Genomic DNA, 21,367 nt, shown 5'->3' on the forward strand with positions numbered 1-21,367 from the left:
GTTGAAGTCACGGATTCAGGAAGAAAGCGTAAGCGCTAGTAGGCTGGTGTTTCTTCCAGGAGCTGGGCTTCGTAGTGGCTCAGCTGATCATTCTCGTAGTAAACGATGATGCGCTGTTCTTCGATCTCGTTGCCCCGGCGCTGAAAGGTGTAAACATAGTATTCCCGGGACGGGTCGACGGGGTTCAACATCAACGGGCTTCCCAGCAGCGCGTGAACCTGACTTCTGGGCATGCCCTCGGACAGTTCCGTCAGCTCCTCATCGGTGACAATGTTGCCCTGCTGGACATTGATTTTGTAAACGCCCGGAAAAACACAGCCGGACAAGGATAAAATGCTAATAAGAACGATAGCGGGGAGCTTTTGCATCGCCGGGGGAAATCCTCTATCTTGAATTCGCCTGCGTTGAGCAGGTGTGAAACGGGTCATCCGTCGTACTGCGGCTTCATCATACCGGAAGCCGTTAGGCACACCAAAGAGCGAATGGTAACATGTCATCTGAAAACGCCGAATTACGAAAAGTCGGTCTGAAGGTTACTCTGCCAAGGGTCAAGATCTTCAATATCCTTGAGAATGCCGAAGAACACCACCTGAGTGCTGAAGACGTTTATAAAAAGCTGCTGGACCAGGGCGATGACGTGGGCCTGGCGACAGTCTACCGGGTGCTGACCCAGTTCGAAGCTGCAGGCCTCGTGTTACGTCATAATTTCGAAGGCGGTCACGCGGTGTTCGAGATGGCCGGTGATGATCATCACGACCACATGGTTTGCACCCAGACTGGCGAAGTTGTTGAGTTCGTCGATGAGGTTATCGAGGAGCGCCAGCAGAAGATTGCGGCAGAGCACGGCTATGAGATTGTCGATCACAGCCTGATCCTTTACGTGAAGCCACTGAAGTCCGATAAGAAGTAAAAAAAAGGGCCAGCGACAAGGCTGGCCCAGAAGCTCTCCGAAACGAGAGGGGGATTAGTGATGGGTTGCCTGGCCCTTTACAAACATCTCCCGGGCATGGGCTATGGTCTGTTCTGTCATGTCCACTCCGCCAAGCATCCTTGCGACTTCGCTGATCCGCCCCTGGTCATCCAGGGATTCGATGCGTGAATAGGTCGCGTCTTTCTCGGTAAATTTGCTGACGAACAAATGCTGATGGCACTGGGCCGCCACCTGCGGCAGGTGCGTGACGCACAGTACCTGGCCATTCTCGCCGAGTGATCTCAACAGGCGGCCTACGACCTCCGCAGTGCCGCCACCGATGCCGACATCCACCTCATCGAATACCAGCGTCGGTGTGGTGGAGGTTTGTGCCACAACCACCTGAATGGCCAGGCTTATGCGGGAAAGTTCACCGCCGGAAGCCACCTTGGCCAACGATCGGGCGGGTTGGCCCGGGTTGGCACTCACCAGGAATTCCACCTCTTCCATGCCGTGAGGGGCAGGTTCATCATCACTGTTCCGGCTCAGGTGGCTGACAAACTGCACCGATGGCATGCTCAATTGTGCCAACTCCCGGGCGATTCGCTGGTCGAGCTCGATGGCGGCATTCCGGCGTGTTTCTGTCAGCTTGGTGGCCAGGGCGTCAAACCGTGCCCGCAGGTTTTCCAGCTCGGCCTGAAGCTGTTCCAGGCTGCCTTCACCGCCATCCAGTTCGGCCAGCTCCTGGCTCAGGCGTTGATGCAACTCCGGCAACTCCTCCGGGGTGATCCGGTGTTTGCGCGCCATCTGATAAATGGCGCTGAGCCGTTCTTCCACTTCGTTCAGTCGGACCGGGTCGGCTTCGTAGTCGTCTACGAAGCGGCGCAGGTTGTCGCCGGCTTCTGAAATCTGAATCTGTGCTTCGTTCAGCATCTGGATGGTGTCGGTCAGTGCCGGGACATCAACCGGCAGTTGCTCCAGTTGGTGCAGTGCCTGGCGCACCAGGTCTGCGGCCGAAACCTCATCTTCAGTGCATAGCAGGGCGGCCTGGTGGCTGCTGTGAAGTACGGCGTCGGCCTGACTGAGCTGTGCCTGTTCGGCTTCCAGGGTTGTCTGTTCGTCCTCGCCCAGCGCCAACCTGTCCAGCTCTTCCACCTGATAGCGCAGCAGCTGTAAACGGGCCTCGGCCTCATCAGCATTGTGCTGGCGTTGCTGTAGTTTCTGACGCGTCTGGTGCCAGGCTTTCCATGCAGATCGGGTTTCGTCGGCCAGGCTTTCCGCGCCGGCGAACTCGTCCAGCAGCTTTCGGTGGGTTTCCTTGCGCAGCAGGGATTGATGCTGGTGCTGACTGTGGATATCCATCAGCAGGCCGCCCAGTTCTTTCAATTGTGACAGCGGGCAGGGCTGGCCATTAATGAATGCCTTGGAGCGGCCGTCCTTGCTGATGGTCCGGCGCAGGATGCAATCGTCCTTGTCGTCCAGCTCATGGCTGTCCAGCCAGGACCGGGCTTCGGGGATGCGGGATATATCGAAGCTGGCGGTAATGTCGGCACGCTTGGCGCCATGGCGAACAGCGCCGGCATCGGCCCGGCCTCCCATGGCCAGGCCAAGGGCATCAAGCACAATCGACTTGCCGGCGCCGGTTTCCCCTGTCAGGGCTGTCATACCGCGGTTGAACTGGAGTTCAACCCTTTCTGCAATGGCGTAGTTCGATACCGTGAGTTGTGTGAGCATGCCGCAACCTCCGCTCGTTCTTGAGCAAGTAATAACTCTGACCACTGTTCGTTCATACAGTTGCTGTGAATATATACAGTGTTTTTCCGGTTTGCAAACAGGAAATGATGAAAACATCAAAGATTGCGTGGGTGACGGTTGAAACCCGGGAAGCGGGCCCCATATCGGTTCGCAAAGCGATTCTTTCCTGCTTTCTGCACAAGCGGGAGTGGTTATTTCTGCAGGCCTCCGTGGCCGTGAAAACGTTATCAGGAGTTGTCATGAGTGCTGACGAAAAGCGCAACGAACAGGTAGAAGAACGCAACGAGGCAGCAGAAGCTGCGGCGGAAGGGCAGGCTGCAGGTAACCAGGATGCCGAGCAGTCACCGGAGCAGGGCTCCGAGCTGGATGTGCTGCAGCAGAAATTGCAGGAGTACCAGGAGCAGGCCTTGCGGGCACAGGCGGAGATGCAGAATGTCCGTCGCCGGGCCGAGATTGATGTGGAAAAAGCTCACAAGTTTGCGCTCGAGAAGTTTGTGAAAGAGCTGTTGCCGGTGGCTGACAGTCTGGAGAAGGCGGTCGAAAGCACCGAGGGTCACGAAAACGCAGGCGAGCTGGTTGCGTCCATTCGCGAAGGTGTGGAAATGACCCTGACGCTGTTCAAGAACAGCCTGAAGAAATTCAACGTTGAACAGCTCAACCCGGTGGGTGAGCCGTTCGATCCGCAGCAGCACGAAGCCATGTCCATGGTGCCGGCGCCGGATGCCGAGCCTAACAGCGTGGTTGCGGTTGTGCAGAAAGGTTATCTGCTTAATGGCCGGGTGGTTCGTCCGGCGATGGTCGTAGTGGCCAAGGCAGAAGATGCGCCAAAAATCGACGAGCAGGCTTGAAAAGTCGAGCAGAGCGCCAATATAGCGATTAAACAGCAAAGGCCGGGGTAGGCTTTCTCCGGAACAGCATTCAGAAAGATTTGGAGTGATTCGATGAGCAAGATTATTGGTATCGACCTGGGAACCACAAACTCCTGTGTGGCCATCATGGATGGCGACAAGGTAAAGGTAATTGAAAACGCAGAGGGTGATCGCACCACTCCGTCCATCATCGCCTACACCGATGACAACGAGACTCTGGTTGGCCAGTCAGCCAAGCGTCAGGCGGTGACCAACCCGCACAACACTCTGTACGCCATCAAGCGACTGATTGGTCGTCGTTTTGAAGATGACGTGGTTCAGAAAGACATCAAGATGGTGCCCTATAAAATCGCCAAGGCAGACAACGGTGACGCCTGGGTTGAGGTGAAGGGGCAGAAAATGGCGCCGCCGCAGGTGTCTGCAGAAGTTCTGAAGAAAATGAAGAAGACTGCAGAAGACTACCTGGGCGAAAAGGTAACCGAAGCGGTTATCACCGTGCCGGCTTACTTCAACGACTCCCAGCGCCAGGCCACCAAGGATGCCGGCAAGATCGCCGGTCTGGAAGTGAAGCGGATCATCAACGAGCCGACCGCGGCTGCCCTGGCCTATGGTCTGGACAAGAAGGGCGGTGACCGCACAGTTGCTGTATACGATCTGGGTGGTGGTACCTTCGACCTGTCCATCATCGAAATTGCGGACGTAGACGGCGAGCACCAGTTCGAAGTACTGGCCACTAATGGTGACACTTTCCTGGGCGGTGAAGACTTCGACCTGAAAGTGATTGAATATCTGGCCGACCAGTTCAAGAAAGACAGCGGCATCGATCTTCGCGGCGACTCTCTGGCCATGCAGCGTCTGAAAGAGGCGGCCGAGAAGGCCAAGATCGAGCTCTCCAGCAGCCAGCAGACCGACGTAAACCTGCCGTACATCACTGCAGATGCGTCTGGTCCCAAGCACATGAACGTGAAGCTGACCCGTGCCAAGCTGGAGTCGCTGGTGGAAGACCTGGTTCAGCGCAGTCTGGAGCCCTGTAAGGTGGCTCTTCAGGATGCGGGCATGAAGGCTAGTGAAATCGACGAGGTTATTCTGGTCGGTGGTCAGACCCGTATGCCGCTGGTGCAAGAGAAAGTAAAAGAGTTCTTCGGCAAAGAGCCGCGTAAAGACGTGAACCCGGACGAGGCCGTAGCCATGGGTGCTGCGATTCAGGGCGCGGTACTGTCTGGCGACGTGAAAGACGTGCTGCTGCTGGACGTAACCCCGCTGACCCTGGGTATCGAAACCATGGGTGGCGTGGCCACTCCGCTGATCGAGAAGAACACCACGATTCCGACCAAGAAATCGCAGATCTTCTCTACAGCGGATGACAACCAGACTGCAGTGACCATTCACGTGGTTCAGGGTGAGCGTAAGCAGGCGGCACAGAACAAGTCTCTGGGTCGTTTCGATCTGACCGACATTCCGCCGGCACCGCGCGGCGTGCCGCAGATCGAAGTAACCTTCGATATTGATGCCAACGGTATCCTGAACGTGTCTGCCAAAGACAAGGCGACCGGTAAAGAGCAGTCCATCGTGATCAAGGCCTCTTCTGGCTTGAGCGATGAGGAAATCGAGAAGATGGTGCGCGACGCCGAGGCCAACGCCGAGGAAGACCGCAAGTTCGAAGAGCTTGTCCAGGCCCGTAACCAGGGTGATGCCATGGTACACGCCGTGCGCAAGACCCTGAGTGAGGCCGGCGACAAGGTCTCCGACAGCGAGAAGGAGTCCATCGAGGCCGCCATCAAGGATCTGGAAGAGGCCCTCGAGGGTTCTGACAAGGAAGCGATCGAAGCCAAGACTCAGAAGCTGACCGAAGTGTCCTCTGAGCTGGCCCAGAAGATGTACGCGGATCAGGCCGACCAGGCTCAGCAGGCCGGTGGCCAGGAAGAAGGTCAGGCAAAGAGTGCTGACGACGCCGTCGATGCCGAGTTCGAGGAAGTCAAAGACGACGACAAGAAGTAATTCCGAAGTACATCAAGTAGTTGGGGAAACGCGGGCCGGGCTCGCGTTTTCCTCGTTATAAAAACAGGGTTTTGAAGCATGGCCAAGCGCGATTATTACGAAGTACTCGGGATCTCCCGGGATGCGGACGAAAAGGAAATTAAGCGGGCGTATCGAAAGCTCGCCATGAAGTACCACCCGGACCGTAACCCGGATGACAAGGATGCCGAGACCAAATTCAAAGAGGCCAGCGAAGCCTACGAAATCCTGGCGGACTCCAGTAAGCGCGCCGCCTACGACCAGTTTGGTCATGCCGGCGTAGACGGTCAGGCCGGCGGCGGCTTTGGCGGTGGTGGCGCCAGCTTCTCTGACATCTTTGGTGATGTGTTCGGCGATATTTTTGGTGGCGGAGGCCGTGGCCGCACCACCCGCGGTGCAGATCTGCGCTACACCCTGGAGCTGGATCTGGAAGAGGCCGTTAAAGGCAAAACCGTCAAGATCAACATCCCTGGCCATAAAGAATGTGAAGCCTGTGATGGTAGTGGCGCCGAAAAAGGCTCCCGCCCGGAAACTTGCGGCACCTGTCAGGGCATGGGGCAGGTACGGATGCAGCAAGGCTTCTTCACCGTACAGCAAGCCTGTCCTACCTGTCGCGGCTCCGGCCAGATCATCAAGAACCCGTGTAAGAGCTGTCATGGCCAGGGTCGGGTGCGCCAGGAGAAAACCCTCTCCGTCAAGGTGCCGCCAGGTGTTGATACTGGCGACCGTATTCGCCTGTCCGGCGAAGGTGAGATGGGTGTAGACGGAGGGCCTCCTGGAGACCTTTACGTACAGGTCGCCGTTCGTGAGCATTCCATTTTCACCCGTGACGGTCGCAATCTTTACTGCGAAGTGCCCATCAGCATCGTCGACGCCACCCTGGGTGGCGAGCTGGAAGTGCCAACGCTGGATGGTCGGGTAAAGCTCAAGATTCCGCCTGAGACCCAGACTGGCAAACTGTTCCGTCTGCGTAACAAAGGCGTCAGCCCGGTCCGCGGTGGCCCGGCTGGTGATTTGTTGTGCCGGGTGATTGTGGAAACGCCGGTGAATCTCACCAAGCGCCAGAAGGAGCTGCTGGAAGAATTCCAGCAAACCCTGGATGGTAACAACGGAACTCATCATGCCCCCAAGAAAACCTCATGGTTTGAGGGTGTGAAAAACTTCTTCGACGAAATGAAATTCTGAGGGTAGAGCAGATGAGGGTAGCGATCATCGGCGCCGCCGGGCGCATGGGTAAAGTGCTGATCGAAGCGGTCGACGGTACCGAAGGCCTTGAGCTCGGCGCTGCCATCGTCGAGCCGGGCAGCAGTCTGATTGGCGCCGACGCCGGTGAAATGACCGGCATCGGCAAAACCGGCGTAAAAATGGCCGCCAGCCTGGACGACGTCAAAGACGACTTCGACGTACTGGTGGACTTCACCTTCCCGGACCTGACCCTGGAAAACGCGAAGTTTTGCAGCGCCAACGGCAAAATGCTGGTGATCGGCACCACCGGCATGACCGACGCCGAAAAAGAGCAACTGGCCCTGGCGGCTGAAAATGCTCCAGTCGTCTTTGCGCCCAACATGAGCGTGGGCGTCAACGTCGTCCTCAACCTGCTGCGCACCGCCGCCGCAACCCTGGGTGATGACTACGACGTGGAAATCATCGAAGCCCACCACCGCCACAAAAAAGACGCTCCCTCAGGTACTGCCCTGCGCATGGGCGAAGTGGTGGCTGATGCCCTCGGCCGCGACCTGAAAGAGTGTGCGGTCTATGGCCGCGAAGGCTTCACCGGCGAACGCACCCGCAAGGAAATCGGCTTCGAAACCATCCGTGCCGGCGATGTGGTGGGCGATCACACGGTACTGTTTGCAACGGAGGGTGAGCGCATCGAAATTACCCACAAGGCGAGCAGTCGGATGACTTTCGCAAAAGGTGCCATGCGGGCGGCGTTGTGGCTTGAGGGTAAGGCGGCTGGTCTTTATGACATGCAGGACGTTTTGAGCCTGAAAAACTGAGATTGAATAGCATGCTCAGAGGCTGCGGGAGCAGGGCACCTTCCCGAAAATGTCGGAGGCCATGGATGGCCGGAGAGAAGCGCACATGGAAGTGCTCGTAGCGGTTTTCGGGAAGGTGCCCTGCTCCCGTGGCCGGAGTTTGCGTCAGGCCGGGAGCAATTCGGCGTGGACAAAAACCGCCAAAATCGCTTACAATAAGGCGATTTGACTGCACCAAGCGTACCTTTGAAAAGTTTATAAAAGCGGGACCGGGTTTTTACCTTGTCTCGCTTTTTTGCAACCTGAGATTATGCGCTTGCGTTCCTGTTCGTGACGAACTTACGCCACTCGATGAGGATACAAGCCTTGAGCACACCAGCAATCCTTGCACTCGCAGACGGAAGCCTCTTCTACGGCACCGCCATCGGCGCAGACGGAGAAACCAGCGGCGAGGTAGTGTTCAACACTGCCATGACCGGCTACCAGGAAATCCTGACCGACCCGTCCTACTCCCGCCAGATCGTTACCCTGACGTATCCGCACATTGGCAACACCGGTGTTAACGAAGAAGACGTAGAATCCGACCGCATCCAGGCCGCTGGCCTGATCATCCGGGATCTGCCCCTGCTCGCCAGCAGCTGGCGAAACAAGGGTAGCCTTGATGACTACCTGCGAAGCAACAACATTGTTGGCATTGCGGACATCGACACCCGCCGACTGACCCGCATCCTCCGGGACAAGGGCTCCCAGAATGGCGCCATCGTCGCTGGTGAAAGCGCCACTGTCGAACGCGCACTGGAACTGGCTAACGCGTTTCCCGGCCTCAAGGGCATGGACCTGGCCAAAGAAGTCACCTGCAGCGAAGCCTACCAGTGGAACCAGGCCGAGTGGGATCTGGTAAACGGCTACAGTGACCGCTCCGAAGACAAGTTCAAGGTGGTGGCCTGGGATTACGGCGTAAAATACAACATTCTGCGGATGCTCGCGGCCCGCGGTTGCGAGATCACCGTCGTGCCCGCGCAAACCCCGGCCTCTGATGTACTGGCGATGAAGCCCGATGGCATCTTCCTGTCCAATGGCCCGGGTGATCCCGAGCCCTGCGACTATGCTATCAAGGCCATTCAGGAAGTGCTGGAAACCGAGATTCCGGTATTCGGCATCTGCCTGGGCCACCAGTTGCTGGCCCTGGCCAGTGGTGCAAAAACCATGAAAATGGGCCACGGCCACCACGGTGCCAACCATCCGGTGCAGGACATTGCCAAAGGCACTGTGATGATTACCAGTCAGAACCACGGCTTTGCTGTGGATGAAACAACCCTGCCCGCCAATGTGGAAGCGACTCACAAATCGCTGTTTGACGGCACTCTGCAGGGCATTCGCCGCACCGATAAGCCGGCCTACAGCTTTCAGGGTCACCCGGAAGCCAGCCCGGGGCCCCATGATGTGGCTCCGCTGTTTGACGAGTTTATCCAGCTGATGGAAGCGCGATCTGCCTGAGGGCAAGGCCATCAACGATAGCTCACCGGCGCTGAATACCGCGCTGCAAGAATTCAAAAGTTGCTGACAGGTTTACCAAGACATGCCAAAACGTACCGACATTAAAAGCATCCTGATCCTGGGCGCCGGCCCCATCGTGATCGGGCAGGCGTGCGAATTCGACTACTCCGGAGCCCAGGCCTGTAAGGCGCTGCGCGAAGAGGGCTACCGGGTGATCCTGGTGAACTCCAACCCGGCCACCATCATGACCGACCCGGCCATGGCCGATGCCACCTACATCGAGCCGATCACCTGGAAGACGGTCGAAAAGATCATCGAAAAGGAACAGCCGGACGCCCTGCTGCCCACCATGGGTGGTCAGACTGCACTGAACTGTGCGCTGGACCTGGAAAAGCACGGCGTGCTGGAGAAGCATGGCGTTGAAATGATCGGCGCCAACGCCGACACTATCGACAAAGCCGAAGACCGTGACCGCTTCGACAAGGCCATGAAGAAAATCGGTCTGGAGTGCCCGCGTGCGGCCATCGCTCATTCCATGGACGAAGCCTGGAAGATCTCCGAAGACATCGGCTTCCCGTGCATCATCCGTCCATCGTTCACCATGGGTGGTTCCGGCGGCGGTATCGCCTACAACAAGGACGAGTTCGAGGAAATCTGTACTCGTGGCCTGGACCTGTCGCCGACCAACGAGCTGTTGATCGACGAATCCCTGATCGGCTGGAAAGAGTACGAGATGGAAGTTGTTCGCGACAAGAACGACAACTGCATCATCGTCTGCGCCATCGAGAACTTCGACGCCATGGGCGTGCACACCGGTGATTCCATTACGGTGGCCCCGGCCCAGACCCTCACCGACAAGGAATACCAGATCATGCGGAACGCCTCCCTGGCGGTGCTGCGTGAGATTGGTGTGGAAACCGGCGGTTCCAACGTGCAGTTCGGCATTAATCCGGACACCGGCCGCATGGTGGTGATCGAGATGAACCCCCGGGTGTCGCGTTCATCCGCACTGGCGTCCAAGGCCACCGGCTTCCCGATCGCCAAGGTGGCGGCCAAGCTGGCGGTGGGTTACACCCTGGATGAACTGCAGAATGAAATCACCGGCGGCGTCACCCCGGCCTCGTTCGAGCCGTCCATTGATTACGTGGTTACCAAGATTCCCCGGTTTACCTTCGAAAAATTCCCCCAGGCCGACGCCCGCCTGACCACTCAGATGAAATCTGTCGGTGAGGTTATGGCCATTGGTCGGACCTTCCAGGAATCGGTGCAAAAGGCATTGCGTGGCCTGGAAGTGGGTTCCGAAGGCTTCGATGAAAAGCTGGAAGATCTGGACTCCGAGAACAGCCGCGAAACCCTGACCCGGGAGCTGAACGTGCCTGGTGCCGAGCGTATCTGGTACATCGGCGATGCGTTCCGCGCCGGCATGACCGTGGACGAAGTGTTCCGCCACACCAAGGTAGACCCTTGGTACCTGGTGCAGATCGAGGACATCGTGCGCGAAGAACAGGCCCTCAAGTCGGCCGGTAAGGCCGATATCGACAAGGCCACCCTGTTCCGCCTCAAGCGCAAGGGCTTCTCCGATGCCCGCCTGGCCAAACTGCTGGGCATTTCCGAAGTCAGCCTGCGCAAGCTGCGCCACGACCTGGGCATCCGCCCGGTGTACAAGCGCGTGGATACCTGTGCGGCTGAATTTGCCTCCGACACTGCCTATATGTACTCCACTTACGAGGAAGAGTGCGAGGCGGAGCCATCAGACCGTGAGAAAATTGTGGTCATCGGCGGTGGCCCCAACAGGATCGGTCAGGGCATCGAATTCGACTACTGCTGTGTGCACGCGGCTCTGGCCATGCGTGAGGATGGCTACGAGACCATCATGATCAACTGCAACCCGGAGACCGTGTCGACTGATTACGACACCTCCGACCGGTTGTATTTTGAGCCGATCACCCTGGAAGACGTGCTGGAAATCATCAACGTCGAGAAGCCCAAGGGCGTAATCGTCCAGTACGGCGGTCAGACTCCGCTGAAGCTTGCGCGTGGCCTGGAAGCCGCCGGTGTGCCCATTATCGGCACCAGTCCGGACGCCATTGACCGCGCCGAAGACCGCGAGCGCTTCCAGCAGATGATCCAGCGCCTGGGTCTGAAGCAGCCGGAAAACGCCACTGTGCGCAGCCACGAGGAAGGCATCGTGGCTGCCCGCGAGATTGGCTACCCGCTGGTGGTGCGCCCGTCGTACGTGCTGGGTGGCCGGGCCATGGAGATCGTCTATGACGAAACCGAACTGGTGCGCTACATGCGTAACGCGGTGCTGGTCTCCAATGACAGTCCGGTTCTGCTTGATCACTTCCTGAATGCTGCCATCGAGGTCGATATTGATGCGATCAGTGACGGCACTGATGTTGTGATCGGCGGTATCATGCAGCACATTGAGCAGGCTGGTGTTCACTCTGGTGATTCCGCCTGCTCCCTGCCGCCCTACAGCCTGAGCAAGCAGGTGCAGGACGAGATGCGCGAGGCCGTGAAGAAAATGGCCATCGAGCTGGATGTTATCGGCCTGATGAACGTGCAGCTGGCCTATCAGGATGGTGAGATCTACGTGATCGAAGTGAACCCGCGTGCCTCACGGACCGTGCCGTTTGTGTCCAAGGCTATCGGGGTGTCTCTGGCCGCGGTTGCGGCCCGGGTGATGTCCGGCAAGAGCCTGAAAGAACTGAACTTTACTCAGGAAATCGTGCCGACCTACTACGCCGTTAAAGAGTCGGTGTTCCCGTTCAACAAGTTCCCGGCCGTGGACCCGATCCTCGGGCCGGAAATGAAATCCACCGGTGAGGTGATGGGCCTGGGCGACAGCTTTGATGAAGCCTTTGCCAAGGCCGCTCTGGCCGTGGGCGAGCGCTTGCCGGCCCAGGGCGTGGCCTTCATGTCGGTGCGCGATGTCGACAAGCCGGGTGCGGCCAGTGTTGCCCGCGACCTGGTGGATGCTGGCTTCAGGATTATTGCCACCACTGGCACCGCCAAGGCGCTGGAAGCCGAAGGTATCGCCGTTGAGCGGGTGAACAAGGTTCGCGAGGGTCGTCCGCACATTGTCGATGCCATCAAGAATGGTCAGGTTCAGCTGATTATCAATACTACGGAAGGTCGCAAGGCGATTTCTGATTCGGCGCAGATTCGCCAGTCTGCCTTGCAGACCAAAGTAACCTACACAACCACACTGGCAGGTGGCGAAGCCTTCTGCCGGGCCATCAAGTTTGGCCCGGAGCGCACCGTTCGTCGCCTCCAGGAACTACACGCAGGAAAGTAAGGCTATGGCTGACAGAGTACCGATGACCAAGACGGGCGAAGACCGTCTGCGTGAGGAGCTGAAAAAGCTGAAGTCCGAAGATCGGCCGCGGGTGATCGCGGCCATTGCCGATGCCCGTGAGCACGGCGATCTGAAGGAAAATGCTGAGTATCATGCGGCCCGGGAGCAGCAGAGCTTTATCGAAGGTCGCATTCAGGAAATCGAAGGCAAGCTGTCCGTGGCCCAGGTGATTGATGTGACCACCATGGAGAATACCGGCAAGGTGATCTTCGGCACCACTGTGCATCTGGTCAACATGGAAACCGACGAAGAGGTTACTTACCAGATCGTGGGTGAAGATGAGGCCGACATCAAGGCAGGCAAGCTGTCGGTGTCCTCGCCGATCGCCCGCGCGCTGATTGGTAAGAACGAAGGGGATGTGGTGGCTATCCGTATCCCCTCCGGTACCGTGGAGTACGAGATTTCCGAAGTGGAATATATCTGACTCGGTTGTGCTGATCGGGCATAAAGAAAAAGCCGGCTCTGGGGAACCAGGCCGGCTTTTTCGCGTCTCAGCTTACGCTTATTTGTTGCGCAGCAGATTCGACAGCTTGGGGTTCGGTTTCTTCGCACGACGCAGAATGACGGCGATTTTACCGATCGTCTGGACCAGTTCTGCGCCGGAGCTTTCGCACAGAGCCTGAATGGCTTCCTGGCGGACTTCGCGATCCTGGCTGGCGACTTTGATCTTGATCAGCTCATGGTCGTTCAGGGCACGGTCCAGTTCCTCCTGCAGCCCTTCAGACAGGCCTTTGTCGCCAACGATGATGACGGGCTTCAGGTTGTGGGCAATAGCCCGGTATTCCCGGCGCTGTTCCGGTGACAGACTCATGATGTAATCTCTTAATAGGTGCAATTAACAAAAGGTCAGCGGTGAATCCGCTGGCAACCACGTATAATTCAGCGATTGTAACAGATAGCGACTCATGACAAATGGCCGTATTCACTTACAGAGGGTGTTGTAATTCCGGTCATGGCGTCCCATATAGGTAGTATCGCGATCGGTTCCGGATGGGCCGTTTCTGGTTTACCGGCGTACAATTGGTGTAAGGTGTCGGAAAAGGGTTGGCGGCCTTCAGGCGCTGATCCTGCAATTCACAGGTGATGATCCTTGAACGATATGGCAAAAAATCTGGTTCTCTGGCTAATCATAGCCGCTGTGCTGCTGATGGTGTTTCAGAATTTCTCTCCCACCACCACTGGCCAACAAGTTAACTATTCCCAGTTTGTCGAGATGGTCCAGCAGGGCCAGGTACGGCAGGTGACCATTGATGGTCTGCAGGTGCAGGGTGTCCGCAACGACGGCTCCCAGTTCCAGAGCATCCGGCCGCAGGTGTCTGACAACAAGCTGATGGATGACCTGCTCGCCAACAACGTCGAAGTGATCGGCAAGGAGCCCGAGCGCCAGAGCCTGTGGACGCAGCTGCTGGTAGCCGCGTTCCCGATTCTGATCATCATCGCATTGTTCGTGTTCTTCATGCGCCAGATGCAGGGCGGCGGTGGCGGCAAAGGCCCCATGTCGTTCGGCAAGAGCAAAGCGCGCCTGATGAGTGAAGACCAGATCAAAACCACATTTTCCGATGTCGCGGGTGTCGACGAAGCCAAGGAAGACGTGAAAGAGCTGGTGGATTTCCTTCGGGATCCCAGCAAGTTCCAGCGTCTTGGTGGTCGCATCCCGAAGGGCGTATTGATGGTGGGCCCTCCCGGTACCGGTAAAACCCTGCTTGCCAAGGCCATCGCGGGCGAGGCCAAGGTGCCGTTCTTCTCTATCTCCGGCTCCGACTTTGTAGAAATGTTTGTGGGCGTGGGTGCCTCCCGTGTTCGCGACATGTTCGAGCAGGCGAAAAAACAGAGCCCCTGCATTATTTTCATCGATGAGATCGATGCGGTTGGCCGTCACCGCGGTGCTGGTATGGGCGGTGGTCACGACGAACGTGAGCAGACCCTCAACCAGTTGCTGGTGGAAATGGACGGCTTCGAAGGCAATGAAGGCGTTATCGTTATTGCCGCCACCAACCGTCCGGACGTGCTGGACCCGGCGCTGTTGCGCCCTGGCCGGTTTGATCGCCAGGTGGTGGTGAGCCTGCCAGACATCATTGGCCGTGAGCAGATTCTGAAAGTGCACATGAAAAAAGTGCCGCTGGCCGACGGTATTGATCCTGCGGTGATTGCGCGGGGCACGCCGGGCTTCTCCGGTGCCGATCTTGCCAACCTGGTCAACGAAGCTGCGCTGTTTGCGGCCCGTCGTAATCAGCGCCTGGTCTCCATGGAAGAGTTGGAGCTGGCCAAGGACAAGATCATGATGGGCGCCGAGCGCAAGTCCATGGTGATGAGCGAAAAGGAAAAGCGGAATACGGCTTACCACGAGTCGGGGCACGCGATTGTGGGCCGTCTGATGCCTGAGCATGACCCGGTCTATAAAGTGAGTATTATTCCTCGTGGCCGCGCCCTGGGCGTGACCATGTTCCTCCCGGAAGAGGACAAGTACAGCCACTCCAAGCGCTATCTGACCAGCTCGATCTGTAGTCTGTTTGGTGGCCGTATCGCCGAAGAGCTGACCCTGGGTTTTGATGGTGTCACCACTGGTGCGTCCAACGACATCGAGCGGGCGACAAGCCTGGCCCGGAATATGGTGACCCGCTGGGGGCTGTCCGAGAAACTTGGTCCTCTCCAGTATGACACAGACAGTGAGGAACCCTTCCTTGGTCGCTCTGCGGGGCAGGCGCACACGGTGTACTCGCCAGAGACTGCCCAGCGGATTGATGAGGAAGTTCGCAATATCATTGATGAGTGCTACGAAAAGGCCAAGCAGATCCTGATTGATAACCGGGACAAGCTGGACATGATGGCCGAAGCGCTGATGAAGTATGAAACCATCGATCGTTACCAGATTGACGACATCATGGCTGGCAAGGAGCCTCGTCCACCCAAGAACTGGGGTGACAGTGGTCCTGCCGGGGGCGTCAAAGCCGAAGAGCCTGAGCAGGCGCCGGAGCCCAGAAGCTCCGACGACGGCCGGCAGCCCGGCGTAGGGCGTCCTGCCGGCGAGCACTGACTCGCCGTCAAAGCCTGAGTAACTGAATGCGCCGCCCGGGCCCCCGGGCGGCGTTTGTTTTTGCCTCTCCGAAAACTCTGCCTGTGGAAGTCGCGTTATGAAAATGAACTTTGCCGGTCGCGAACTGGATCTGTCTCGGTGCCACGTGATGGGCATTCTGAACGTCACCCCCGACTCGTTTTCCGATGGCGGACACTTTAATTCCAGGGAGGCTGCACTCGTGCGGGCCCGGCAGATGGTGAGCGATGGGGCTACTTTCATTGACGTAGGCGGTGAATCGACTCGCCCCGGTGCAACTGAAGTGTCGACCCAGGAAGAGCTGGACCGCGTGTGTCCGGTAGTTGAAGCCATTGCCAAAGAGCTGGATACCGTGATTTCGGTGGATACCAGCAATCCGGTGGTGATGGCCGAAACTGCCCGACTGGGTGCTGGCCTGATCAACGATGTCCGCGCCCTGCAGCGGGAAGGCGCGCCCGAAGTGGCGGCAAAGGCCGGCATTCCGGTCTGCATCATGCACATCCAGGGTGAGCCGGATACCATGCAGGACGATCCTCGGTACCGGAATGTGCGGCGGGAAGTCAGCTCTTTTCTGACGGAGCGTATGCGAGTGGCTGAGCAGGCCGGTATTCGTGCCGATAACATTATTCTTGATCCCGGTTTTGGCTTCGGCAAAAGCGTGGAGCATAACTATCAACTGCTCGCCACCCTTGAGCAGTTGCATATTCTCGGGCACCCATTGCTTGTCGGGGTCTCGCGAAAATCCATGCTGGGTGCGGTCACCGGTCGTGATGTGAATGAAAGGTTGCCGGCCAGCCTCGCTGCCGCGACAATATCGGCCATGAAAGGGGCGAGCATCCTCAGGGTGCACGACGTTAGGGAAACTGTGGACGCCGTCAGGATCGTAACGGCAGTGAAGGAGGCAATCTGATGACCCAGCGCAAATACTTTGGTACCGATGGCATTCGTGGCCGGGTCGGAGACAGTCCGATTACGCCGGAGTTCATGCTGCATCTGGGTTGGGCTGCGGGGAAGGCATTCAAGCGTGCGGGCCAGCGCAACAGCGTACTGATCGGCAAGGATACCCGTTTGTCCGGCTATATGTTCGAATCGGCGCTGGAGGCTGGTCTGGCCGCGGCGGGTGTTGATGTGAAGTTGCTGGGGCCGATGCCGACACCGGCTATTGCCTACCTCACGCGAACTTTCCGGGCATCTGCCGGAATTGTCATCAGTGCATCCCACAACCCTCATCATGATAACGGCATCAAATTCTTTTCTTCTGCCGGTACCAAACTGGACGACGCCCTGGAAGCCGAGATTGAGCGCTGGCTGGACCAGCCTATCGAAGTGTGTGAGCCGGAAGAGTTGGGCAAGGCGAGCCGGGTAGACGATGCGCCCGGTCGCTATGTGGAGTTCTGCAAAAGTACCGTGCCAAACGAGTTTACTCTCGACGGCATGCACCTGGTGCTTGACTGTGCTCACGGTGCTACCTACCACGTGGCGCCCAAAGTGTTCCGTGAGCTGGGGGCGAAAGTGACGGTGATTGGCGCGGAGCCAGATGGCCTGAACATCAACCTGAATGTTGGCTCTACCCATCTGGGCGCGCTGAAACAGGCGGTTGCCGAGAAAAAGGCTGATCTTGGTATTGCCTTCGACGGTGACGGCGACCGGGTGTTGATGGTGGATCGTGATGGTTCCGAAGTGGATGGCGACGAACTGTTGTATATCCTGGCTTCCCAGCGCCAGGCAGAAGGACGGCTGAACGGTGGTGTGGTTGGTACGTTAATGACCAACCTTGGTGTTGAGTTGGCTCTGCGCGAAATCGGCGTCGAGTTCGAGCGGGCCAAGGTTGGCGATCGTTATGTGATGGAGCGCCTGTTGGCCAATAACTGGCTGATTGGAGGCGAGGGTTCCGGGCATATGGTCATCCGGGATTGCACCACCACGGGTGACGGTATTGTCTCTGCGTTGCAGGTTCTGCTGGCAGTGCGGAAGTCCGGCAAGACCATGGGAGAGCTACGGGCAGGCATGAGCAAGCTGCCGCAGAAAATGATCAACGTACGCGTTGCCGAACGGTTTGATCCGTTGGGTAGGGCGGATATTGTTGAGGCCATGGCGCGGGCAGAGGCTTCGCTGGGTGATGCCGGGCGCATTCTGCTGCGGGCATCCGGCACCGAGCCGCTGATCAGAGTGATGGCCGAGGGTCAGAGCGCGGACGATATTACCCGGGTGGTGGAAGAGCTTGCTCTGGTGGTGGAGCGTTCAACACCCTGATTTCGAAGGGTGGTTGTGTACCGCGGGTGACTGCTGTATAGTTCCGCCTCCCTTTTGCTCGGGACTGTCGAGGACAGAGATGCGTCGCAGAATTGTTGCCGGAAACTGGAAAATGAACGGGTCGAAAGATCTGGTGAAACAGCTGGTTGGCGCAATTTGCGAGCAGTCCGGTAATGTTGGCAAAGATGTGGAGGTGGTTATTATCCCTCCTGCGATCTATCTGGGCCAGGTTGCCGAGCAGGGAGGTGGGCGGATCACTACCGGTGCACAGAACGTGTCCCAGTGGCAATCTGGCGCATACACCGGAGAAATCTCCGCCGAAATGGCCCGCGATATGGGGTGTGGTTATGTGCTGGTGGGGCATTCCGAGCGCCGGCAGTTGTTCGGTGAGACGGATTCTGTGGCAGCCGCCAAGGTTGAGCAGGTTCTGTTGAGTGGCTTGGTTGCGGTGCTGTGTGTAGGTGAAACGCTCGCAGAGCGGGAAGCCGGTCAAGCCGAAGCGGTGGTTGCCGAGCAGGTTCGCAGTGGGTTGTCAGTTGTGGCTGATGATCAGTGGTCCAGGGTTGTTGTGGCGTATGAGCCGGTCTGGGCTATCGGAACCGGAAAAACCGCGACAGCAGACGATGCCCAGGCCATGCATTCGGAAATCCGCAAGGTGCTGGATGGTATGAATGCACCGGCTAATGAGATTTCGGTACTTTACGGCGGCAGTGTAAAAGCGGATAATGCGGCCGCTTTGTTTGCAGAGCCGGATATTGATGGCGGTCTCATCGGTGGTGCATCGTTGAAGGCCGAAGAATTTATCAGCATTTGCCGGTCTTTCCCGGCAGGTGTCTAAGCCGACACGTTTACGAGAGTCTGTATGGATTGGTTGGAAACACTGGTAGTTGTTGTTCACGTCGTGATCGCCGTGTCGCTGGTGGGCCTGGTTCTGATCCAGCAGGGCAAGGGTGCAGACGCCGGAGCGGCTTTCGGTGGTGGTGCGTCCCAGACCGTGTTTGGTAGTCAGGGCAGCGGAAGCTTCCTGACGCGGATGACCACTTTTATGGCGGTTATCTTTTTTGTGACAAGTTTTTCGCTGGCAATTTTTGCCAAGCAGCGCGCCGAAGTGGCTGGCGAGGCAGGTATTCCGGTTGTTCAGGAATCGTCTCAGGCAGGTGCGCAAGCTGAGCAGGCTCCCTCTGCTGATGAGCCTGCAGCTAACAGCGAATCCGAGGGTGGGGACGCGCTCCCCGAACTCGAGTAAAGAATGATGCCCGGGTGGTGAAACTGGTAGACACGCCATCTTGAGGGGGTGGTAGCGAAAGCTGTGCCGGTTCGAGTCCGGCCCCGGGCACCATATTAAAAGAAGACGGCTTGGCAAACCCAGGCCGTTTTTTTTGGTCAGTCCTTGACCAGTCCGCGTGGCGTCACTATACTCCCGCGGATATTGGAGCCTGCGAGCATCGAGGCTTCCAGGCAGGCCAGGTGTCTGTCGGCAGAGCGCTTGAAAGGGTTGGCGCTTTGCGAATTCTTGCAACAAAAGGCCCCATGTTTCAGGGGCTTTTTGATTAAGGGGCCTGGCGCAAAGGGCCCTGGTGCATAAAAGGGCTGATTAACAGCCCTTTTTTTGTTTTTGTACCCTGAAAATTCGGAAACGGAGGCGGCGACACTTGTCAGCCAAACTGAAACAACTGGAAGACATCCTGCGCCCGGTGGTCGAGGGTCTGGGTTATGAGTTCTGGGGAATTGAATTCCGCTCCCATGGACACCATTCCAAGCTTCGGGTGTTTATTGATGATGCCGAGAACGGCATCGCGATCGACGACTGCGAGAAAGTCAGTCGTCAGGTCAGCGGGGTAATGGATGTGGAAGACCCCATCCAGACAGAATATACGCTGGAAGTGTCTTCGCCCGGTATGGACCGGCCGCTGTTCCGGCTGGAGCAGTACGAGGCATTTATTGGTCATAAAGTGCAGATCAAGCTGCGTATGGCGTTTGAGGGCCGGCGCAAATTCCTGGGCCTGATCAAAGGGGTGGAGGGCGACGACGTGGTAGTTGTAGTAGATGACCACGAATACCTGTTGCCCTTCGACAGTATCGAAAAAGCCAACATCGTGCCGGTTTTCGAGTGACACATTCGAATAAATCTATAGATGTATCGTTTATTTTGAGGGCAGGGCAATCCCATGAGTAAAGAGATCTTGCTGGTAGTGGAATCCGTCTCGAACGAGAAAGGTGTCGAGAAGGATGTGATTTTCGAGGCGATTGAACTCGCACTCGCTACCGCTGCCAAGAAACGTTATGAAGACGAAGAGGCGGATATCCGGGTTGCCATTGATCGCCGCACCGGAGAATACGAAACCTTCCGCCGCTGGCTGGTGGTCGATAATGATGCCGTTCCTGCGTTGGGCACTGAGCTGACCCTGCAGGAAGCGGAAGAGATCGACACCAATCTGAAGCCGGGTGATATGTACGAAGAGAAGGTGGAGTCTGTGGCGTTCGGGCGCATTGGTGCCCAGGCGGCCAAGCAGATCATCTTCCAGAAAGTGCGCGAAGCCGAGCGCATGAAGATTGTCGACAGCTACCGCGATCGTATCGGTGAGCTGGTGTCCGGTACCGTCAAGAAGGTGACCCGGGACAATGTGATTGTGGATCTGGGTGGCAACGCAGAAGCTCTGCTTCCCCGTGAGCACCTGATTCCCCGTGAAACCTTCCGGATGGGCGACCGCGTTCGTGCTCTGCTGCTGGAGATTCGCACCGATCATCGCGGACCACAGCTGATTCTGAGCCGTACCGATTCGCAAATGCTGATCGAGCTTTTCCGCATCGAGGTTCCCGAGATTGCCGAGGAACTGATCGAGATTCGCGGTGCCGCTCGCGATCCGGGCTCCCGGGCCAAGATTGCGGTGAAGACCAACGACCGCCGTATTGATCCGGTTGGCGCTTGTGTTGGTATGCGGGGCTCCCGCGTACAGGCAGTGTCTAATGAGCTGGGCGGTGAGCGTGTGGATATCGTGCTTTACGACGATAACCCGGCTCAGTTGGTCATCAACGCGATGGCGCCTGCTGAGGTCGCCTCCATTGTCATGGATGAAGACCGTCACACCATGGATGTAGCCGTTGCCGAAGATAACCTGGCGCAGGCCATTGGCCGGAACGGCCAGAACGTTCGTCTGGCTACCGAGCTGACCGGTTGGACCCTGAACGTGATGACGGAAGAAGAAGCCGGTGAGCGCCAGGAGCAGGAATACAACCGCCTGCTTGAACACTTTACCGCTCATCTGGATGTTGATGAAGAATTTGCCGGTGTTCTTATCGAGGAAGGCTTTACCTCCATTGAAGAGGTGGCCTACGTACCGATGGAAGAAATGCTGGCGATTGAGGGCTTTGACGAGGAAACCGTCACTGAATTGCGCCGTCGTGCCAAAGACGTATTGCTGAACCAGGCGCTGGCAAGTGAAGAAGCCCTGGAGGGCGCTGAGCCCGAAGACGATCTTCTGAACATGGAGGGCATGGACCGGGCGCTGGCATTCAAGCTTGCCGGCATGGGCGTGCGCACAATGGAAGATCTGGCGGAGCAGTCGATTGATGAGCTGCTCGAAATTGAAGGTATGGATGAAGAGCGTGCTGGTCAGTTGATTATGACTGCGCGCGCACCCTGGTTTGAAGACCAGGCCTGATTCGGGAGAGGAG

18 protein-coding genes and 1 tRNA gene are annotated in these 21,367 nt (G+C 57.6%); 16 read left to right on the forward strand and 3 right to left on the reverse strand.

Annotation, left to right across the window (positions count from 1 at the left end; genetic code table 11):
* Positions 1-35 precede the first annotated feature (35 nt).
* Positions 36-368 carry an outer membrane protein assembly factor BamE gene (locus Q669_RS03510; RefSeq protein ID WP_022991272.1) on the reverse strand — a complete coding sequence of 111 codons (333 nt, stop codon included), beginning with the start codon at positions 366-368 and terminating at the stop codon, positions 36-38.
* 122 nt (positions 369-490) lie between these two features.
* On the opposite strand from Q669_RS03510, the gene fur reads away from it, so the two are divergent.
* Positions 491-910, forward strand: a complete 420-nt coding sequence (gene fur / locus Q669_RS03515; protein ID WP_014422607.1) for a ferric iron uptake transcriptional regulator — start codon at positions 491-493, stop codon at positions 908-910.
* Between the two features lie 54 nt (positions 911-964).
* Here fur and recN read toward each other — a convergent pair whose 3' ends face one another.
* Positions 965-2,644 (reverse strand): DNA repair protein RecN, encoded by a 1,680-nt coding sequence (gene recN / locus Q669_RS03520; protein ID WP_022991273.1) that lies wholly within the window; start codon positions 2,642-2,644, stop codon positions 965-967.
* 260 nt (positions 2,645-2,904) lie between these two features.
* Here recN and grpE point away from each other — a divergent pair, with 260 nt between their 5' ends.
* From grpE to greA, 7 genes are all read left to right on the forward strand, one after another.
* Positions 2,905-3,513 carry a nucleotide exchange factor GrpE gene (gene grpE / locus Q669_RS03525; protein ID WP_036148710.1) on the forward strand — a complete coding sequence of 203 codons (609 nt, stop codon included), beginning with the start codon at positions 2,905-2,907 and terminating at the stop codon, positions 3,511-3,513.
* Positions 3,514-3,606: 93 nt separating this feature from the next.
* Positions 3,607-5,532, forward strand: a complete 1,926-nt coding sequence (gene dnaK, locus Q669_RS03530) for a molecular chaperone DnaK (protein ID WP_022991275.1) — start codon at positions 3,607-3,609, stop codon at positions 5,530-5,532.
* 78 nt (positions 5,533-5,610) lie between these two features.
* A complete protein-coding gene (gene dnaJ / locus Q669_RS03535; protein ID WP_011786773.1) occupies positions 5,611-6,735 on the forward strand; it encodes a molecular chaperone DnaJ in 1,125 nt (374 codons plus the stop codon).
* Positions 6,736-6,746: 11 nt separating this feature from the next.
* Entirely contained in the window at positions 6,747-7,550 is an 804-nt protein-coding gene (dapB, locus tag Q669_RS03540; protein ID WP_011786772.1) for a 4-hydroxy-tetrahydrodipicolinate reductase, read from the forward strand.
* 345 nt (positions 7,551-7,895) lie between these two features.
* Positions 7,896-9,026, forward strand: a complete 1,131-nt coding sequence (gene carA / locus Q669_RS03545) for a glutamine-hydrolyzing carbamoyl-phosphate synthase small subunit (RefSeq protein ID WP_022991277.1) — start codon at positions 7,896-7,898, stop codon at positions 9,024-9,026.
* An 82-nt stretch (positions 9,027-9,108) separates the two neighbouring features.
* Entirely contained in the window at positions 9,109-12,327 is a 3,219-nt protein-coding gene (gene carB / locus Q669_RS03550) for a carbamoyl-phosphate synthase large subunit (RefSeq protein ID WP_022991278.1), read from the forward strand.
* Positions 12,328-12,331: 4 nt separating this feature from the next.
* Positions 12,332-12,811 carry a transcription elongation factor GreA gene (greA, locus tag Q669_RS03555; RefSeq protein WP_022991279.1) on the forward strand — a complete coding sequence of 160 codons (480 nt, stop codon included), beginning with the start codon at positions 12,332-12,334 and terminating at the stop codon, positions 12,809-12,811.
* A gap of 78 nt (positions 12,812-12,889) precedes the next feature.
* Here greA and yhbY read toward each other — a convergent pair whose 3' ends face one another.
* Positions 12,890-13,198 carry a ribosome assembly RNA-binding protein YhbY gene (yhbY, locus tag Q669_RS03560; protein WP_022991280.1) on the reverse strand — a complete coding sequence of 103 codons (309 nt, stop codon included), beginning with the start codon at positions 13,196-13,198 and terminating at the stop codon, positions 12,890-12,892.
* A 279-nt stretch (positions 13,199-13,477) separates the two neighbouring features.
* Between yhbY and ftsH the strand changes: the two genes are divergently transcribed.
* The 8 genes from ftsH (at position 13,478) to nusA (ending at position 21,354) form a co-directional block, all read left to right on the forward strand.
* Positions 13,478-15,421, forward strand: coding sequence for an ATP-dependent zinc metalloprotease FtsH (gene ftsH, locus Q669_RS03565; protein WP_022991281.1), 1,944 nt, complete (start codon positions 13,478-13,480; stop codon positions 15,419-15,421).
* 97 nt (positions 15,422-15,518) lie between these two features.
* On the forward strand, positions 15,519-16,349 hold the full coding sequence (gene folP / locus Q669_RS03570; protein WP_022991282.1) for a dihydropteroate synthase: 831 nt from the start codon (positions 15,519-15,521) through the stop codon (positions 16,347-16,349).
* Positions 16,349-17,692, forward strand: coding sequence for a phosphoglucosamine mutase (gene glmM / locus Q669_RS03575; protein ID WP_022991283.1), 1,344 nt, complete (start codon positions 16,349-16,351; stop codon positions 17,690-17,692). Before folP ends, glmM begins: the two co-directional genes overlap by 1 nt.
* 79 nt (positions 17,693-17,771) lie before the next feature.
* Positions 17,772-18,530, forward strand: coding sequence for a triose-phosphate isomerase (tpiA, locus tag Q669_RS03580; protein WP_031211574.1), 759 nt, complete (start codon positions 17,772-17,774; stop codon positions 18,528-18,530).
* Between the two features lie 24 nt (positions 18,531-18,554).
* Positions 18,555-18,938: a preprotein translocase subunit SecG gene (secG, locus tag Q669_RS03585; RefSeq protein ID WP_014422594.1), complete on the forward strand. Its 384-nt coding sequence runs from the start codon at positions 18,555-18,557 to the stop codon at positions 18,936-18,938.
* 8 nt (positions 18,939-18,946) lie between these two features.
* A tRNA-Leu gene (locus Q669_RS03590) sits at positions 18,947-19,031 on the forward strand.
* A gap of 313 nt (positions 19,032-19,344) precedes the next feature.
* Positions 19,345-19,806 (forward strand): ribosome maturation factor RimP, encoded by a 462-nt coding sequence (gene rimP, locus Q669_RS03595; protein WP_011786762.1) that lies wholly within the window; start codon positions 19,345-19,347, stop codon positions 19,804-19,806.
* Between the two features lie 54 nt (positions 19,807-19,860).
* Complete coding sequence (gene nusA / locus Q669_RS03600; protein WP_022991285.1) at positions 19,861-21,354, forward strand: transcription termination factor NusA; 1,494 nt, start codon at positions 19,861-19,863, stop codon at positions 21,352-21,354.
* Positions 21,355-21,367 lie beyond the last annotated feature (13 nt).

Origin of the sequence: Marinobacter sp. C1S70 (assembly GCF_000475355.1) — a bacterium.
Taxonomy (GTDB): Bacteria; Pseudomonadota; Gammaproteobacteria; order Pseudomonadales; family Oleiphilaceae; genus Marinobacter; species Marinobacter nauticus.

What these genes read in the sequence shown, in the direction of transcription:
- Q669_RS03510 (WP_022991272.1), bottom strand. Translation starts at nt 368, where the DNA reads ATGCAAAAGCTCCCCGCTATCGTTCTTATTAGCATTTTATCCTTGTCC.
- recN (WP_022991273.1), bottom strand. Translation starts at nt 2,644, where the DNA reads ATGCTCACACAACTCACGGTATCGAACTACGCCATTGCAGAAAGGGTT.
- nusA (WP_022991285.1), top strand. Translation starts at nt 19,861, where the DNA reads ATGAGTAAAGAGATCTTGCTGGTAGTGGAATCCGTCTCGAACGAGAAA.
- glmM (WP_022991283.1), top strand. Translation starts at nt 16,349, where the DNA reads ATGACCCAGCGCAAATACTTTGGTACCGATGGCATTCGTGGCCGGGTC.
- grpE (WP_036148710.1), top strand. Translation starts at nt 2,905, where the DNA reads ATGAGTGCTGACGAAAAGCGCAACGAACAGGTAGAAGAACGCAACGAG.
- yhbY (WP_022991280.1), bottom strand. Translation starts at nt 13,198, where the DNA reads ATGAGTCTGTCACCGGAACAGCGCCGGGAATACCGGGCTATTGCCCAC.
- greA (WP_022991279.1), top strand. Translation starts at nt 12,332, where the DNA reads ATGGCTGACAGAGTACCGATGACCAAGACGGGCGAAGACCGTCTGCGT.
- dapB (WP_011786772.1), top strand. Translation starts at nt 6,747, where the DNA reads ATGAGGGTAGCGATCATCGGCGCCGCCGGGCGCATGGGTAAAGTGCTG.
- tpiA (WP_031211574.1), top strand. Translation starts at nt 17,772, where the DNA reads ATGCGTCGCAGAATTGTTGCCGGAAACTGGAAAATGAACGGGTCGAAA.
- fur (WP_014422607.1), top strand. Translation starts at nt 491, where the DNA reads ATGTCATCTGAAAACGCCGAATTACGAAAAGTCGGTCTGAAGGTTACT.
- dnaK (WP_022991275.1), top strand. Translation starts at nt 3,607, where the DNA reads ATGAGCAAGATTATTGGTATCGACCTGGGAACCACAAACTCCTGTGTG.
- folP (WP_022991282.1), top strand. Translation starts at nt 15,519, where the DNA reads ATGAAAATGAACTTTGCCGGTCGCGAACTGGATCTGTCTCGGTGCCAC.
- carB (WP_022991278.1), top strand. Translation starts at nt 9,109, where the DNA reads ATGCCAAAACGTACCGACATTAAAAGCATCCTGATCCTGGGCGCCGGC.
- secG (WP_014422594.1), top strand. Translation starts at nt 18,555, where the DNA reads ATGGATTGGTTGGAAACACTGGTAGTTGTTGTTCACGTCGTGATCGCC.
- dnaJ (WP_011786773.1), top strand. Translation starts at nt 5,611, where the DNA reads ATGGCCAAGCGCGATTATTACGAAGTACTCGGGATCTCCCGGGATGCG.